General features: G+C 40.6%; 11 protein-coding genes. All 11 read left to right on the top strand.

Translation table 11 applies throughout. The annotated features are described in order from the left end of the window. Nucleotides 1-48: 48 nt before the first annotated feature. Nucleotides 49-1,941 (top strand): ATP-binding protein, encoded by a 1,893-nt coding sequence (locus CLW00_RS02840; RefSeq protein ID WP_106132099.1) that lies wholly within the window; start codon nucleotides 49-51, stop codon nucleotides 1,939-1,941. A 127-nt stretch (nucleotides 1,942-2,068) separates the two neighbouring features. After that, nucleotides 2,069-3,712, top strand: coding sequence for a TldD/PmbA family protein (locus CLW00_RS02835; RefSeq protein ID WP_106132232.1), 1,644 nt, complete (start codon nucleotides 2,069-2,071; stop codon nucleotides 3,710-3,712). Between the two features lie 19 nt (nucleotides 3,713-3,731). After that, nucleotides 3,732-5,048 (top strand): TldD/PmbA family protein, encoded by a 1,317-nt coding sequence (locus CLW00_RS02830; protein WP_106132098.1) that lies wholly within the window; start codon nucleotides 3,732-3,734, stop codon nucleotides 5,046-5,048. A gap of 61 nt (nucleotides 5,049-5,109) precedes the next feature. After that, complete coding sequence (locus CLW00_RS02825) at nucleotides 5,110-5,724, top strand: DUF4159 domain-containing protein (protein WP_106132097.1); 615 nt, start codon at nucleotides 5,110-5,112, stop codon at nucleotides 5,722-5,724. Nucleotides 5,725-5,730: 6 nt separating this feature from the next. Next, the gene (locus CLW00_RS02820; protein ID WP_106132096.1) at nucleotides 5,731-6,723 is read left to right on the top strand and encodes an AAA family ATPase; all 993 of its coding nucleotides are present in this window, start codon (nucleotides 5,731-5,733) and stop codon (nucleotides 6,721-6,723) included. After that, nucleotides 6,713-7,588 carry a DUF58 domain-containing protein gene (locus CLW00_RS02815; RefSeq protein WP_106132095.1) on the top strand — a complete coding sequence of 292 codons (876 nt, stop codon included), beginning with the start codon at nucleotides 6,713-6,715 and terminating at the stop codon, nucleotides 7,586-7,588. The genes CLW00_RS02820 and CLW00_RS02815 overlap by 11 nt, the downstream gene beginning before the upstream one ends. After that, on the top strand, nucleotides 7,588-8,748 hold the full coding sequence (locus CLW00_RS02810; RefSeq protein WP_106132094.1) for a BatA domain-containing protein: 1,161 nt from the start codon (nucleotides 7,588-7,590) through the stop codon (nucleotides 8,746-8,748). Before CLW00_RS02815 ends, CLW00_RS02810 begins: the two co-directional genes overlap by 1 nt. Beyond that, on the top strand, nucleotides 8,745-11,006 hold the full coding sequence (locus CLW00_RS02805; RefSeq protein WP_106132093.1) for a hypothetical protein: 2,262 nt from the start codon (nucleotides 8,745-8,747) through the stop codon (nucleotides 11,004-11,006). The genes CLW00_RS02810 and CLW00_RS02805 overlap by 4 nt, the downstream gene beginning before the upstream one ends. Then, nucleotides 11,003-12,595 (top strand): hypothetical protein, encoded by a 1,593-nt coding sequence (locus tag CLW00_RS02800; RefSeq protein WP_146131359.1) that lies wholly within the window; start codon nucleotides 11,003-11,005, stop codon nucleotides 12,593-12,595. The genes CLW00_RS02805 and CLW00_RS02800 overlap by 4 nt, the downstream gene beginning before the upstream one ends. Nucleotides 12,596-12,628: 33 nt before the next feature. Then, complete coding sequence (locus tag CLW00_RS02795) at nucleotides 12,629-13,726, top strand: BamA/TamA family outer membrane protein (RefSeq protein ID WP_106132091.1); 1,098 nt, start codon at nucleotides 12,629-12,631, stop codon at nucleotides 13,724-13,726. Between the two features lie 482 nt (nucleotides 13,727-14,208). After that, nucleotides 14,209-18,078: Ig-like domain-containing protein (locus CLW00_RS21325; protein ID WP_106132090.1), on the top strand; the 3,870-nt coding region annotated here is incomplete at its 3' end.

Here is an 18,078-nt window from a genome sequence, read left to right as displayed (position 1 = left end):
CGTTCACTAGTTATCATTGTCACCCAAATATCACCCTGTCTAATCTTAATGGTTTCAATTTACTTACTCGTTTCATTCTTCTATTTTCAGGTTTCTCAACATCAGGAATTTTCCCTTGAGGATGATTATGATTTTTTGATGGAGAAAGTTCTGAAATACCGATACGACAACCTTGATACTACCATTTATTTTTTAGACAGATTAGAAAATCTCGCAGAGCAAAAAGATAACCCTAAGATGAAAATTGAAATCTTGTACCTGCGGGGTGGAGCCTATTACATCAGTGGAGATTATTTAAAAGCGCAAACTGTCTACGATCAAGCATATCAGCTGGCTGAGCAAATCAATGACCCTCTGGAAAAGGCTAAGGTGCTTAATGGAAGGGGTCTGGTTTTTTTAGGCCAGGAAAAATACGATCAGGCTATTCAAATTTGGAAGGAGGCATTGGCTATTTTTCAGTCTAATAAGAGTTTAGAGCTTCAACCCAACCTGCTTTTCAATATAGGCTTGGCTTATTCCCAACTTAAACAGTTTGAAGTGGCCTTGGAATGGCTGCAAAAAGCTTTGGCGATATTGGAGATTGAAGAGAATCTACCTGTTAGAGATATGGTGATCAATAGGATGGGGAAAGTCAATTTTGATATGGGTGACTATTATAATGCCCAAATGTATTACGAGAAACTATTGGCAAGAGAGGCTGAGATCAGCACTTGGGAGAAGACTTTTCTTTATGCGGGCTTGGCCGAACTCGAATTACGAAATGAGGAATATCAAAAGGCAATTTTCCATGCAGAAGAATCCTTTAACGCTGCTGTGTCTATGAATGCGCTTTGGGATCAGGAAAGGGCTTTAAAGCTTTGGTCTCAAGCTTTAGAAAATGCTGGTGACTATCCAAAAGCACTTGAAATAGCCCGGCTCAATAAAGATATTGCAGATAGTCTTTTCAATACGGAGAAAGAGAGGGAGATTAATTTTTTACAGTTACAGGTAGTGGAGGCAGAAAACAAACAACTATTTAATGAAAATGAGCTGATCTTACAAAAGTCACGGGTAAACCAACAGTTGAATCTGGGATTGGCAATAGTTGTCTTATTGTTGGTTTTGTTGATTTTTAGCTACCGTAGAAGTCTCAAAGTAAAGGAGAATTTTAGCCTTAAGCTTGAAAAGCTGAATCATGAGCTAGCTGAAAAAAAAGAACTAGTAACCGCACAAAATGAATCTTTAAACCAAATCAACGAATCCAAGAATAAGCTTTTTTCCATTCTTTCACATGACCTTAGATCGCCTATCGGTAATTTGAAAAGTTTCCTCAAACTGGATAGGATGGGTGTCTTTGAGCAAGAAGAAAGGGAAGAAGCATTGACTTTGATCGAAGAGCAGTTAGGCAAAACAGACAAACTTCTCGAAAACCTCCTGCAATGGGCCAGCACTCAAATGAAAGGCTTGGACCCCAATCCTGAAAAAATCGATGTCAGCCATGTAATGGATGAAGTAATCAGCCAATTCGATTACCAATTGATGCTTAAGGGAATTGAAATGAAACATCAAATGTCCACAGATAACCCTGTGTATGCAAAAGTGGATGAAAATAACCTAAGGGTTATCTTATTTAATATTCTTAGCAATGCGATAAAGTTTACTCCAAAAGAAGGTCAGATTTCAATTTTTTACACGACTACAACCGATCATCTCAAAGTGCATGTCAGAGACTCAGGGGAAGGAATGGATCCTGAAAAAAGAGAACGATTGGAGAATGATTTCAGCATGATTACATCAAGTCAAGGGACTGAAGAAGAAAAAGGAACTGGTTTGGGACTGTTATTGGTAAAACAGCTTTTGGTATACAACGGTGGTTTTTTGAAAGTAAACAGTGAATATGGCCGTGGTACAGAGATGGTCATTCACCTAAAAAAGCACGAAGAGGAATCTTTAGCTAATTGAGCTTCGGGAGTCCTGACTCATCCCAATCCTTGAATAATACCAGCCTTGTAAAGGTTTTTGTATTCCTTGGTAAATAGAGATATTTTCCGTGATTAAAAATTCTGACAAGCTTAACAAAGGAGGAACATTGAAAAGAAGAGACTTTATTCATTTATCTGGCCTTGGAATGGGAGCTTTGGTGACTTCCGGTTTTCTATTGAATGGAAATCCGGTTTCAGCAGCGCAACTGTTGCACCCAGGTCTGGAAAATGCTGAGAAAAAGACATTGGCTGACATTGCTTTGAATGCAGCCAAATCACAAGGTGCCACTTATACTGATGTGCGAATTGGGCGGTATCTCAATCAATTTTTATTTACAAGGGAAAAAAATGTCCAAAATATAGCCAACACAGAGAGCTACGGTGTAGGAATAAGGGTTATTGCAGAAGGTACTTGGGGATTTTCAGCCACAAATGATGTGAGTCCTGATGGTATTAAGAAGTGTGCTGAAACGGCCGTAGCCATAGCCAAGGCAAATTCTATCATGCAAAAAGAACCGGTAATCCTTGCGCCGGTTCAGGGTGTAGGAGAGGTAAGCTGGGAGACCCCGATTACCAAAAATCCTTTTGAAATTCCGGTAGCGGATAAAATTGACCTTCTTCTAAGTGTCAATGCTGCCGCAATGGATAATGGTGCCACATTTGTGAATTCCAACCTTTTTATGGTCAATGAGCAAAAGTATTTTGCCTCCTCTGATGGCTCTTACATCGATCAGAATATCCACAGAATTTGGCCGACGTTCAATGTCACAGCAGTAAATCAATCTGAAGGCAAATTCAGAAGTAGGCAAGCTTTAAGTGCACCTATGGGAATGGGTTACGAGTACCTTGATGGCTTGGCTTCTGAAAAAATTCAGGCTCCGGCAGGTTTGGTCAGCTATAGGAATTCTTATGACATGGTGGAAGATGCAGTGGCAGCGGCCAAACATGCCAAAGAAAAACTATCAGCCAAGTCTGTAACTCCAGGCAAGTATGATTTGGTTTTGGACCCTGACCATTTGGGATTGACCATTCATGAATCTGTCGGTCACCCATTGGAGTTGGACAGGGTTCTTGGTTATGAAGCAAATTATGCGGGAACATCCTTTGCCACGCTGGATAAATGGCGTCAAGGTGATTTCAAATATGGCAGTGATTTAGTCAATATTGTAGCGGACAAAACCCAATCCAAATCTTTGGGCCTTACCGCTTATGATGATGAAGGTGTCAAGTGCAAAGAATGGGATTTGATCAAGGATGGTGTGCTGGTCAATTACCAGGCAATCAGAGATCAGGCCAGTATCATTGACGAATCAGAGTCTCACGGTTGTTGCTATGCTGATTCTTGGGATTCTGTACAGTTCCAAAGGATGCCAAATGTCTCCTTGAAACCAGGTAAAGACAAGCTCAGTGCCCATGATATGATCAAAGGAGTGGAAAAGGGTATTTACATTGTAGGTAGAGGATCCTATTCCATTGACCAACAGCGGTACAACTTCCAGTTTGGTGGTCAGTTGTTTTACGAAATCAAAGATGGTGAAATCGTAGGCATGTTGGAAGATGTAGCCTATCAATCAAACACCCAAGAGTTTTGGAATTCCTGTGCACAGATTTGTGACAAGGATGATTACAAGTTGTTCGGAACCTTTTTCGATGGAAAAGGTCAGCCTTCTCAAGTCTCCGCTGTATCACATGGCAGCGCCACTACAAGGTTTAACGGAGTCAATGTAATCAACACTGGAAGACAGATTTAACCATCTAAAATCAAAGAAAATGGCAAAGTTATCAAAAGAAGAAGCAAAACAGATTATAGATAAAGTCCTCTCGTATGCCAGTGCTGATGAAACAGAAGTCAGTGTGAGTGGTGGCAGGACAGGTAATATACGGTACGCAAGAAATACAGTGAACACAAGTGGTGAGTCCAACACGATCTCTGTGGCAGTGACTTCTGTGTATGGCAAGAAATCAGGTGTAGCCACAGGAAATGAGTTGACCGATGAAGCGCTTAAAAGAATTGTGGAGAAATCTGAAGAAATCGCCCAATTAGCGCCTGAAAATCCTGAGTATATGCCTATGCTAGGGCCTCAGGATTATCCCGAAACCAAAAACTTTTCTCAAAAGACGGCAGACATTGACCCTACCTACAGGGCAAAGGCTGCTATGGATAGCATTGAAGTTTCCAATGCCGGAAACCTCACTGCAGCTGGGTATATGGAAGACTTTGCCGGCTTTACAGCTATGGGCAATAGCAAAGGGATGTTTGGTTATAACCAGAGTTCCTCTGTTGATTTTTCTGTGACAGTCAGAACAGCTGATGGAACAGGATCCGGTTATGCAATCCGCGATTTCAATGATGTAGGTTTGCTTAGCGCTAAAAACGTCACCGAAATATCAGCTCAGAAAGCCCAAGCTTCAATCAATGCCCAAGCAATCGAACCTGGAAAATATACGGTAATTCTAGAACCTACCGCAGCCAATGATTTATTGAGGTTGTTGGCCTTCAATATGGATGCAAGAAGTGCGGATGAAGGTAGAAGTTTCTTGAGTAAAAAAGGAGGGGGCACCAGATTGGGAGAGAAGTTGTTTGATGAAAGGGTCAATATCTACTCAGACCCTATGCACCCGGATCTCCCCGGAAGACCTTGGAACAATGAAGGCTTGCCTAGTGAGAAAATCACCTGGGTAGAGAATGGAGCTGTCAAAAACATGTTCTATTCTAGGTATTGGGCGGACAAAAAAGGAGTGGATCCGGTCGGAAGACCTACAGGAATCATCTTTGAAGGAGGCAATGACTCACTTGCTGATATGATCAGGAATACCCAAAGGGGTGTATTGGTAACTAGGTTCTGGTATATCAGGGCAGTAGATCCTCAAACATTGCTCTACACTGGATTGACTAGAGATGGCACCTTCTATATAGAAGATGGTCAGATCAAGTTCCCGGTCAAAAACTTCCGTTTCAACGAGAGCCCTGTGATCATGCTCAATAATATTGAAGCTATGGGTAAACCACAGAGAGCTGGAGGAAACCTAATACCGCCAATGAAAATCAGAGACTTTACCTTTACCAGTCTTTCTGACGCAGTATAATTCTTACACCTTGAAAACCCAACCCCGGAATCTTCCTATTCCGGGGATTGTTTATGTTTACATGCAGCCTTTTTTCTTCACCAGAATCAAATACAACTCCGGAAATTGGGACACCGATCATCGTATGCCATCCAATATTCTCAATTCATTGGTGGAATACACTACGATTCCAATAGATGAAAAAGAAAGAATAGTGGAGATAGGAAGTAGGGAAATTTTCAAGTCTCCATTTTGCTACATCAGTGGACATAGGCTGGTTGCTTTTTCAGAAAGTGAAAGAAATAACCTCAAGACCTATATCCAAAATGGAGGTTTTCTATTTGCAGATGACTGCAATCATGATATTGACGGTCTGTTTGCCAAATCATTTGAAGAAGAAATGGCGAAAATATTTGGAGAAAATGCACTGCAAAAAATCCCAAATGACCATGAGATATATTCTTGTTTTTTCAAGTTTGAGGATGGGCCTCCGACCACATCTTTTGAACTCAATGGATGGGGAGATGACTTGGTTCATGATTACCTCAAGGCAATTGTCATCAATGGAAGAATAGGGGTGTTGTACAGCAATAAAGACTATGGTTGCGAGTGGGACTATGATTTCAGGAATAAGCGTTTCCTGAGAGAAGACAATACCAAATTCGGTATTAACATCATTATTTATGCATTAACGTAATCAGTTTTGGAAAATATAGATACACAGGCATACGAGGAATTGTTGCAAAGATTGCCTTCATTAAAGAAAGAAATAGCCAAAATCATAGTGGGGCAACAGGAAGCAGTGGAGGAAGTGTTGATTACCCTATTGGCTGGTGGACATTGTCTTTTGGAGGGAGTGCCGGGATTGGCCAAGACTTTATTGGTCAAAACCCTTTCCGAAGCCATGGACCTTCAATTCAAAAGGATACAGTTTACACCCGATTTGATGCCTGGAGATATACTGGGTACAGAAGTACTGGAAGAAGACCATAGTACAGGAAAGAGGTTTTTCCAGTTCAATCAGGGGCCGATATTCTCCAATTTGGTCCTTGCCGATGAGATCAACCGGACACCTCCCAAAACACAAGCGGCACTTCTGGAAGCCATGCAGGAGAAAAAAGTCACTTACGCAGGTAAAAATTATACCTTACCCAATCCTTTTTTGATCATAGCAACCCAAAATCCAATAGAACAATCAGGAACCTACCCACTGCCTGAGGCGCAAATGGACAGGTTTTTATTGTATATCAAACTGGGCTATCCAACAGAGCAGGAGGAATTGGAAATATTGGAAAAAACCACAGGGACAGGACAAGAAAACGTTGATGTGGTTTTTAACGCAGGGGATATCAAGAAGCTACAGGAGCTTACTAGACAAGTACATATCGATAAAAGCCTTATCAGCAGTATCAATCAATTAATCAGACAGAGTCGTCCTGATGAGTCGAAGTCCGAAGTGGTAAAGAAATACGTAGAGTGGGGGGCAGGTCCCAGGGCAGGTCAAGCACTCATTCTCTGCGCAAAAGCAAGGGCTATCATTCAAGGAAGATTCTCTGTGATTCCTGATGATATCAAGCTATTGGTATTTCCAGTGATGAGGCACAGGCTTTCCATGCATTTCAGGGCTGAAGCGGAAGGTGTAGATGCTGATAAAGTAATTGCCGAAATGCTCAAATCTGCACAAATTGGAATCTAAACAAGAACATCTTGAAATCATCAAGCTGCAAAATCTCCGATTGGCTGCAAGAATCATCAGCGAAAAACTGATACAGGGCAGTCATGTAGGTAAAAGAGTAGGTTCAGGTGCTGAATTTGAACAGTATAGACATTATGAACCTGGGGATGACTTGAAGCGCTTGGATTGGAAACTTTTTGCCAGATCTGAAAAATACCTGATTAAAGAATCACCCGTAGACAGCCACCTGAATGTGAGATTGATATTAGACCTTTCCGGTTCTATGAATTATGCAGAAAATGGCATCCAGAGATTGCAATATGCGAAAGTTCTGTTGGCCTCATTGTCTTACTTAGCTTACATGCAGGAGGATAGATTGTCACTTTATTTTTTGAAAAACGGCAAAGTGGAACAAATGACCTCTCCCAGTGGAAAGGGGTTTCAATCCATTTTATACCATTTGGAATCAGCCGAAGCAAGCGGGAATTGGCCGATTGAAACCACTACATTTCCTGAATTGAAGTCAAAAGAAAAAGAGTTGATCATCATGGTGTCTGATTTTCTTCAGGAAGAAAATGAGTGGACCAGCATAGTCAGGTCTATGGTCCATCCCCGCAAAAATATCCTATTGTTTCAATTGCTAGGGTCTAATGAAATCAAAATGGGCTTAGATGGAAATATGAGGTTTGTAGATTTGGAATCCGGCCATTCTATTCATGCGAATGCATCGGAGTTGGTAGAGCGGTATAACCAAAAAATGACAGCATATTTGAGTTCTTTGGAATTGGCATTGCAATTTCCCGGGGTCAGCCTCCATAGGGTCAGATTAGACGAGCCTGTGGAGGAAATATTGGAAAGGGTACTTAAGCAAAAGCATTTGAGCTGATGGGTTTTTTATCACCATATATGTTTTGGGGTCTTCTAGCACTTTCAGTGCCCTTGCTTATCCATCTTTGGAATGGGAGAAAGGGGCAAAAAGTGTATTGGGCAGCTTTTCGTTTTCTGGAAGAAAATGACAATAAACCGATCAGGCATATAAGGTTAGAGCAGTGGTTTTTGATGCTGTTGAGAATGGTTTTTATCTCGCTTTTTGTGTTGGTGATGGTTCAGGTGTTTTTTGATTTTCTGGAGAATGAAAAAGAAGTTATGACTGTCCATTTGGTTGAACCCAATCCAGAATTACTGTCTGAATTTAGGTTTGAGCTCAATCAAGCTATCGAAAATGGTGACCAGGTAATCTTGTTAAATCCTGACTTGGAAGTTATTGGTAGCGAGTCGTTGAATGAGACTTCGGGAAATCAGAAAATGAATATGTATAAGGCTATACAAAAATATTCAGGTTATGAGCTTAAACTTTACCTGACTGGTTTTGCCAGTAGTTTTGATTTGCCAAAATACCTGGTTGAAAGTGATCCTGAAATTTTCATTGGGCAGCATGTAACGTATCAGGGGGGCAGGAATGCTATTGAAATCAGTCCTGAAGAAGTAGTGAAAATCAATGATGGAGACCAGATGGTGGCAGTTTCCAATAATCTTTCTTCTCTTAGGAAGGTTTCAAATGGAAATTTTAAGGTAAGTATTCAATTAAATCAAGCAGATAGGGAAAAGGAAGTTCTTTCTTCCTTAAAAGCCATTGAAGAAGTATTCGGGTTGAAATTTGAAATCAAGGAGGAAGGTGAAGTAGATATGGTATTTACCGATAAGCTTCAAGAGATTAAGGATGAACTTTTGATTTTCGACTTTTCTGGTGACAGGATTAATGCCCAATATCCCAATGTATATTTTATAAAGGTTGATCAAGAAAGAAGACTTTCAGCAAAGCAACAATTGCCATCTGAAATACTGAATTCAATTTTGCATTTTTATAGCATTGAGGGTAATCCGATGCGATTGGATCAAGAAGAAATTCAGCAAAAATTCATTGTTAAGGATCAACAATCCTATTCACAACAATCACAGAAAGCCAATGCACAGGAAATTATCTGGGTCATCCTCCTGTTGGTATTGATAGCTGAAAGAATAGTAGCGAACAAAGCAGGGTTATGACAAAACTGGAGAGGCTTATATCTAAAACCATACTGCAGCAACAGCTGAACGCCTTTCTTAAGGCTTCATTGTTAGCTGTCGGATTTTGCTTTGCTTTTTCTGCGCTTGGCTTAGATCTCAAGTATTGTTTGATATTGGGAACAGGTGTCCTTATCAGTTCAGCATGGTTTTTTGGTGGCTTTACCAGAGATAGAAAAACCGCAAAACACATCTTGCACCATAATTTTCCGGGTTTGGAATACAGTCTTGATATTTTAGACAAAAAAGAAAAGAACCTAGCTGAAATATTACAGCTAAAAAGATTGGATGCTCAATATCAAGAAACTAAAGTCCCGATTTTAATAGGTAGGAACATACTGCCAGTACTTGTCTTTCTCGTACTGAGTACCGGGATCTTTGCCATGAGCAATTTCACGAACATTCAAGCCATTTTCCCGAAAGAAAAAAAATCCCAAAAATCCCCAGAAACCACTGCCAAGACGAGAGATGCTCTCATTGCACTCTCTGAAGCTAGCTTGACAATATCACCGCCTGCCTATAGTAATTTGGCCACCAAAACCCAAGGAGAATTTGATATCCGAGGCTTGGAAGGTTCACTGATTAAGTGGCATTTGAATTTTTATTCACCCAAAGTTGATCGTGTGTTGTTGACAGACGCCAAGGGGCTTCAAGTTGAGTTCAAGGCGAATGATGATACATTTTGGTTGGAAGATCGTTTGGAGGGCTCTGGTTTATATGCCATTCAGGCATATGCTGTAGACTCTCTGGTTTTTGAATCTGGCTTTCATAAGTTGGAAAGTGTGAGAGACAAAGCTCCTTTGATTATACCAAAACAAGAAGATTTGTATGCGTATCACTTTGCAAAAGATCCGAATAAGAAGACACTTGAAGCCAGCATAAGCGATGATTTTTTGGTCAGTCAAGTTCACCTTGTAGCCACTTTGGCAAGAGGAAGAGGGGAAAATGTCAAGTTCAGAGAAAACAGAATTCAATTGTCTTCGACAGCTTTCAAAGAAAAAATACTCAATCACCAGTTCGATTTTGAGGCAATGGATTTTCAGCCAGGAGATGAACTGTATTACTATTGGTTGGCCATTGACAATAAAAGGCCCGAACCTAATATCACGAAGTCAGACACCTATTTTATCCAATTTGTAGACTCTACAGGTCTATCTGATGGGCAGCTAGAGTCCATGGCCATTCATGTGCTTCCTGATTATTTCAGGAGTCAGCGCCAAATCATCATTGATACAGAGAAGCTGTTGAAAGAGAAGAAAGAGTTAGCTGAAAAGGAATTTCAGAGTCAATCCAATGAATTGGGACATGAGCAAAAACTATTGAGGATGCGTTATGGACAGTATTTAGGAGAGGAATTCGAATCAAGTGCTCCAGGTGGAAGCTTAAGTTCTCCCGAAGGAAGAAATATTTTGGAAAGCTTCATTCACAACCATGACCATGAGGGGGAAAATGAAGGAGCACCGGCATTGAGTAAATTCAGGTATGCTGCCTTGCAACAATATAAGGAGAACCACGACGAGAATCAGGAAATGCTCAAACAGCAATTAGAAGAGATATCCGGTGGCAGTCATGAGCACCATGACCATGATCACGATGAAGACGATGCCTTGGCCAGTCTTTTGGAAGAATACCTGCACAACCATGATTCGGAAGAAATGAACACCTTATATGAACAATCCACTCGCAATTTATTGAAGATGGCATTGGAACAAATGTGGCAATCCGAACTCCACTTGAGGTTGTTTGAACCAGAGAAAGCGCTTCCTTTTCAAGAAAAGGCACTGGAATACCTCAAAACTGTCCAGCAAAAATCCAGAACCTACGTCAAGAAGTCAGGCTTTGACCCCACACCTATCAAAGAAGCAGAAAAGAGGTTGACTGGAGATGCCAAGGATTTGGATGCGGTTTACAGAAAAGAAGTAAGTGCCTCATTGAAAGAACTGCCCTTTTTGGCCAGTAAGGTGATAGGGATGACAACCCTGCAACAGTTATCTGAAGACGATAAGGAAGCATTGGATAGGTTTGGACAGCTCTGGTCTATAAGAATGGCCGATACCGGCATGGAAGACTGGAATACCTTGCTGTTGATTCAAAAATTAAGACAAGGAGCCCTCAATTCGTCAGAAGTAGCCACATTGAGGAAACAGTTAAATCCGATTTTACAATCTGAAAGAGGAAGTCAGGCCAATGATTTCAGTAATTCAAAACTTGCCAAATCTTTCTGGAAAAATTACAAATGATGCAGTTTGAACCAATATTGGAAGGCTATTTTTTGTTTGCAGTCATCTTGATTTTATTGTTGTTGTGTCTTGCACAATGCACCTATTTTTTTGTCAAAAATATTACCAGAAAAGGCCTTAAGTCATTCCTGTTTTCTCTTTTTACCCTAACCTTGATTTTGTTTGTGCTTCAGCCATATTGGGAAGCTGAGATACCTGAGCAAACAGCCTTATTGATTTCAAAAGATCAGAAAAAGGAAGATTTTACTGCTTTGGCAAAGGAATATGATGCTGATAAGGTATTTAAAGCGGGGGAAGAAATCAGGGAAGTCAACAAGCTGATTCTTTACGGGCAGGAATTCAGTGAGGAGGACTTGCTAGCTATACCTTTGGTAGATATAGATTGGATCCCTCAACCTTTTGTGGAGGGAGATTTTGAAAATTTAAATTGGAAAGGTGTCCTTCAATACGGTCAGCGGCAAATATTAAAGGGTAAAGTACCCGGTGCTACAGGCAGTAAGCTTGAGGTCAGACTTTCTGAGGAAATATTGGCAGCAAATCAAATAGATGAGGATGGAAAAGTGGAAGTCATTTTCCCTGCTTTGGTTTTGGGGAAAAATAAATTGGGGATTTACATTGCTGATGAAAAAGTGGGAGATATGCGCTTTTTTGTGCAAGAAGCGGAAGTTTTGGATCTTGAAGTTAAGGTAGGATTCCCAAATCCGGAGGCAAGGATCATCACAGATTACCTGAGAAGAAGAGGAGAGCGGGCCAAGTTAGATGTACAGGTTTCACGAGATTCAAGGATCATCTCAGATATGGATTCCGAAGGCAAGACTATTCTTTTTATTGATCCGAGCCAATTGAATAGTCTAAATGTTGATGACGTGGGAACCGTTTATTCAGGATTGTTTTTATTCAATCTGTCAAACCCAGCACAGGATATTCTCAACATAAATACAAAGCTAAATACAAAATTTGAGCTAAATAAAACCGGTGAAGTATCCGTTGAGAGTGAAAATGGTGTGAGTGTTTTACCTTATGAGTTTTTACTCAAGAGTAATCAGGACAGTTTATTTTCATCAGGATTTGAAATTACAGGAGATTATGTCATCGGAGTAAGCCTACTGGAAAGCAGTTTTGAATTGCAGTTGTCTGGCGACAGTATTGGTTATGCCAAAATTTGGGAACCGATTTTGGAAAAGCTTTCACCTAAACCCAAAAGATTCTATTCACTTTCGAAGCCGATTTTTGAAGGTCAGTTGACTGCTTTACATCTTTCCGATGAAAATTTGAGCCTAAAGGATATGGGTACAAATTGGAAAAAAGACCCTGTGAATGATAATGTATTCATTTACCAATTTACCCCTAAAAAAGAGGGATGGCAAGAGCTATTTGGAGAATTGTCTGTTTATGTGGAGTCCTACGATGACTTTGAACCCATTCGCCAGCACCAGATGATCTTGGAATATTTAAAACACAGGAGAGGGTTTGCAAATGAGATTGAGGGTTTGAGGAAGGTGAAAAAATTTATTCCGGATTGGGCCTGGTTCCTGATTGTTTTGGCTACGTTAACTTTTGTATGGGTAGAACCTAGGTTTAGAAATTAATCCGTTTTAGAGAGAATATCCGTAAATTCAAACGTGAGATATTTTGTCACTACACTTTATATCTTGACCAACTTTTGTATTTCAGGTTTGGGTCAAGACTTTCCGGAAAAAGAACCATTAGATTCAGCGAAGGAAGTATCATTGGCAGTATTGCCTTTGGTTTATTATACCCCAGAGACCTCTTGGGCATTTGGGGCAGGTGCGGTTGCAAACTTCACGTTAGGGGACAAATCCAATACTTTTGAGAGCCAAGTGGCTATTGGTGGTGCCTATACCCTTTTCAATCAGTTTCTAAGTTATGGGAGTTGGCGGATTTTCACATCAGAAAATCAACACTTGTTTGCTGGTGAAATAGGGTGGTACGATTATGTCTTTTTCTTTTTTGGAGTAGGTTCAGGTGTACCCCAATCCAATAGAGAAGTTTTTCAAGCAAGGTTACCAAGGATTAAATTTGATTATTTGAAAAAGGTCAAAGGTGATTTTTATGTTGGATTAAGGTATTGGTATGATGATTTTGATATACGGAATGTTGAGGAAGGGGGCTTATTAGCTTCAGAAGACTATCTGGGAAATGAAGGTGGCAGAGTAGGAGGGATTGGCCCCATGGTATATTTAGACAATAGAGATAGCCAATTGTACCCAACTAGAGGGATATTTGCTGAGAGTAGTTTACAGTTTTTTGATTCATGGGCAGGCTCATCTTTCAGGTATGTCAGGTGGATGGCTGATTTTAGGCAGGTTTTACCAACAGGGAAAAATTCTGTATTTGTCTATCAGGCATACGCAGAGATGCTAAACGGCAATGTACCTTTTTTTGGTCTTCCCTTGCTGGGAGGCAACAGGTTGATGAGAGGACTTTTTGAAGGAAAGTTCAGGGACAACAATATGGTTTTGCTCCAAAGTGAATACCGTTGGAAGTTTAAAGAGAGGTGGGGTTTGGTAGGCTTTGGTGGATTGGGCAATATTTATTCATCTTCCAGGCCTTTTCAAATTCAAAACACCAAACTCACCTACGGTACAGGATTGAGGTATAAGCTGTCCAAGAAAGAAAAGCTCAACCTCCGTTTTGACCTTGCCCATTCCCCCGGCGAGGGCCTGTTGTTCTATTTGACTTTTGGGGAAGCTTTTTGAGGTAGGCTAGAAACTAAAAGTAACTTTTACGAAATAATGAGGCCTCTTTATCAGATGCTTTTTTTTTGTTTTTTTTCTAAGACCTCTACTTTCAGAAACGCTTATTCTTTTGAATTTTGTCAAAGTGTCAATATGGAGTTGTGATAATTAAATTAACCTATGTTTTTTAAAAATATTTTGGCAAAGAAATACACTATTTATCTTACCCTATTTTGACACTTTTATCATAAAATAGTATATGAATCGCAATTACTTTTATTTATAATATTCCCGCTATAACTAATGATCAATTATACTTTTTTTTCAGCATTTTTGATTTTGTTTTTTAATGAAATATTCTGTTTGTTAAGTGAATAACAAGAAAATACGGAATAACATATTAGTATTAATCAAACGCATAAAATTATATTTTAATTCTCAAAATATAAAAAAATGCATTTGAACTTCAAAAATCAAGAGCTGAAAAGTAAAGTGTTGTAAATATGGTGGGGTTTATAAAAATCGGGATCTTATTCCTACTAGCAGGTATTTTTGGAGAAGAGAAATTGGTCTATAAAGGCGAATTAAATGAGGCCTCAACAGAGGTTCAAAATAGGGATGGATGGGATAATTTTACTGATCATTATGTTGTTGGCAAAAATCCAACTACACCCAATGTTTATGAAGTAAAAAATTATACACTAGGTGTTAAAAATGAACTTTCAAAAAGTGGAGAAATCGATTTTTCTGGATTATCAGAATTAGAAGTAATTGAAGGCGAAAACGTCCAAATAGTAGCCGATTCCTTTACTGGATATGTCTTTAGCCATTGGGAAATAGATGGCGTAAATGTAGGTGGGGGGCATGAGTATGAATTTAAAATGCCTTCAAAAGATATTAATGTCGTAGGAAAGTTCGTAAAGCAGGCTGAACCAACAGTTAAATTTGTTTCTCCTCAAAATAATTTAACAATTTCAGAATCAATTATAGATATTAATCTAGAAATATTAAGCCCTGATTCGGAAATTTTATTTTTTGAATTCCTTGTGAATAATCAAGTTGTTAAGGTCTTTGAATCAAATGATTTGAATTTTATTTGGGATTTTGAAACTTCAGGGTCATTCGTTTTGAATGCTATTGTTTATGATAACGTAGGAAATAAGGTAAATTCCTCTCCTATTACTGTTAATATTCAGAATGAAAACATACTTCCAGAAGTGTCCATCACTTCACCTGCAAATGGTACAGAATATGCCATCGGTGAATCGGTAACAATCACCGCAGATGCCACAGACGCTGACGGAGCTATCACTAAAGTTGACTTCTATGTCAACGGAAGCCTCATCGGATCTGACAATACAGCGCCTTATACTTTAAACTGGAATGCTACAGATGCTGGAAGCTTTGAATTGACAGCTGTTGCCACAGATGACAGAAACGGAAAAACTACTTCGGCTTCAGTGACTGTAACAGTAATTGCAGACAATACCCTTCCTGAAGTTTCCATCACTTCACCTGCAAATGGTTCAGAATACGCCATAGGAGAAGCTGTGACTATCACCGCAGATGCCACAGACGCTGATGGAGCTATCACTAAAGTTGACTTCTATGTCAATGGAGGCCTGATAGGTTCAGACAATACCGCACCTTATACTATAAACTGGAATGCTGCTGAAGCAGGAAACTTTGAATTGACAGCTGTTGCCACAGATGACAGAAACGGAAAAACTACTTCGGCTTCAGTGACTGTAACAGTAATTGCAGACAATACCCTTCCTGAAGTTTCCATCACTTCACCTGCAAATGGTTCAGAATACGCCATAGGAGAAGCTGTGACTATCACCGCAGATGCCACAGACGCTGATGGAGCTATCACTAAAGTTGACTTCTATATCAACGGAAGCCTGATAGGTTCAGACAATACAGCGCCTTATACTATAAACTGGAATGCTACAGAAGCAGGAAACTTTGAATTGACAGCTGTTGCCACAGATGACAGAGGCGGAGAAACTACTTCAGCTGCAGTGACTGTAACAGTAATTGCAGACAATATCCTTCCAGAAGTGTCCATCACTTCACCTGCAAATGGTACAGAATATGCCATCGGTGAATCGGTAACAATCACCGCAGATGCTACAGACGCTGACGGAGCTATCACTAAAGTTGACTTCTATGTCAATGGAGGCCTGATCGGATCTGACAATACAGCGCCTTTCACCGCAAACTGGAATGCTGCTGAAGCAGGAAACTTTGAATTGACAGCTGTTGCTACAGATGACAGAAACGGAAAAACTACTTCAGCTGCAGTGACTGTAACAGTAATTGCTGACAATATCCTTCCTGAAGTGTCCATCACTTCACCTTCAAATGGTATAGAATACGCGATCGGAGAAGCTGTGACTATCACCGCAGATGCCACAGACGCTGACGGAGCTATCACTAAAGTTGACTTCTATGTGAACGGAAGCCTGATAGGTTCAGACAATACAGCACCTTTCACGGCAAACTGGAATGCTACAGAAGCTGGAAGCTTTGAATTGACAGCTGTTGCCACAGATGACAGAAACGGAAAAACTACTTCAGCTGCAGTGACTGTAACAGTTATCGCTGACAATATCCTTCCTGAAGTGTCTGTCACTTCTCCTGCAAATGGTACAGAATACGCGATCGGAGAAGCTGTGACTATCACCGCAGATGCCACAGACGCTGACGGAACTATCACTAAAGTTGATTTCTATGTCAACGGAAGCCTGATCGGTTCTGACAATACAGCGCCTTACACCGCAAACTGGAATGCTACAGAAGCTGGAAGCTTTGAATTGACAGCTGTTGCCACAGATGACAGAGGCGGAGAAAATACTTCTGCTGCTGTGACTGTAACAGTGATCGCTGACAATATCCTTCCTGAAGTGTCCATCACTTCACCTGCAAATGGTTCTGAGTACGCTATCGGTAAATCGGTAACAATCACCGCAGATGCTACAGATGCTGACGGAGCTATCACTAAAGTTGACTTCTATGTCAACGGAAGCCTGATCGGATCTGACAATACAGCGCCTTATACTATAAATTGGAATGCTACAGAAGCAGGAAACTTTGAATTGACAGCTGTTGCCACAGATGACAGAGGCGGAGAAACTACTTCAGCTGCTGTGACTATAACAGTGATCGCTGACAATATCCTTCCTGAAGTTTCTATTACTTCTCCTACAAACGGTATAGAATACGCCATCGGAAAAGCTGTAAACATAACCGCAAATGCCACAGATGCTGACGGAGCTATCACTAAAGTTGACTTCTATGTGAACGGAAGCCTGATCGGAACTTCGTCAGATGCTCCTTTCACCGCAAACTGGAATGCTGCTGAAGCAGGAAACTTTGAATTGACAGCTGTTGCCACAGATGACAGAAACGGAAAAACTACTTCTGCTGCTGTTACTGTAACAGTGATCGCTGACAATATCCTTCCGGAAGTGTCCATCACTTCACCTTCAAATGGTACAGAATACGCAATCGGAGAAGCTGTAAACATAACCGCAAATGCCACAGATGCTGACGGAGCTATCACTAAAGTTGACTTCTATGTGAACGGAAGCCTGATAGGTTCAGACAATACAGCACCTTTCACGGCAAACTGGAATGCTGCTGAAGCCGGAAACTTTGAATTGACAGCTGTTGCCACAGATGATAGAGGAGGTGAAACTACTTCAGTTGCTGTTCCTGTAACAGTTATTGCTGACAATGTTCTTCCTGAAGTTTCCATCACTTCACCTGCGGAAGGTTCAGAATACGCTATCGGAGAAGCTGTGACTATCACCGCAGATGCCACAGACGCTGACGGAACTATCACTAAAGTTGATTTCTATGTCAACGGAAGCCTGATCGGTTCTGACAATACAGCGCCTTACACCGCAAACTGGAATGCTACAGAAGCTGGAAGCTTTGAATTGACAGCTGTTGCCACAGATGACAGAGGCGGAGAAAATACTTCTGCTGCTGTGACTGTAACAGTGATCGCTGACAATATCCTTCCTGAAGTGTCCATCACTTCACCTGCAAATGGTTCTGAGTACGCTATCGGTAAATCGGTAACAATCACCGCAGATGCTACAGATGCTGACGGAGCTATCACTAAAGTTGACTTCTATGTCAACGGAAGCCTGATCGGATCTGACAATACAGCGCCTTATACTATAAATTGGAATGCTACAGAAGCAGGAAACTTTGAATTGACAGCTGTTGCCACAGATGACAGAGGCGGAGAAACTACTTCAGCTGCTGTGACTGTAACAGTTATCGCTGACAATATCCTTCCTGAAGTGTCCATCACTTCACCTGCAAATGGTATAGAATACGCAATCGGAGAAGCTGTG

This window comes from Mongoliibacter ruber (assembly GCF_003003005.1).
GTDB classification, from domain to species: domain Bacteria; phylum Bacteroidota; class Bacteroidia; order Cytophagales; family Cyclobacteriaceae; genus Mongoliibacter; species Mongoliibacter ruber.
Note: the sequence above shows the minus strand (reverse complement) of the source record. Positions and strands in the feature narration are given on the sequence as shown.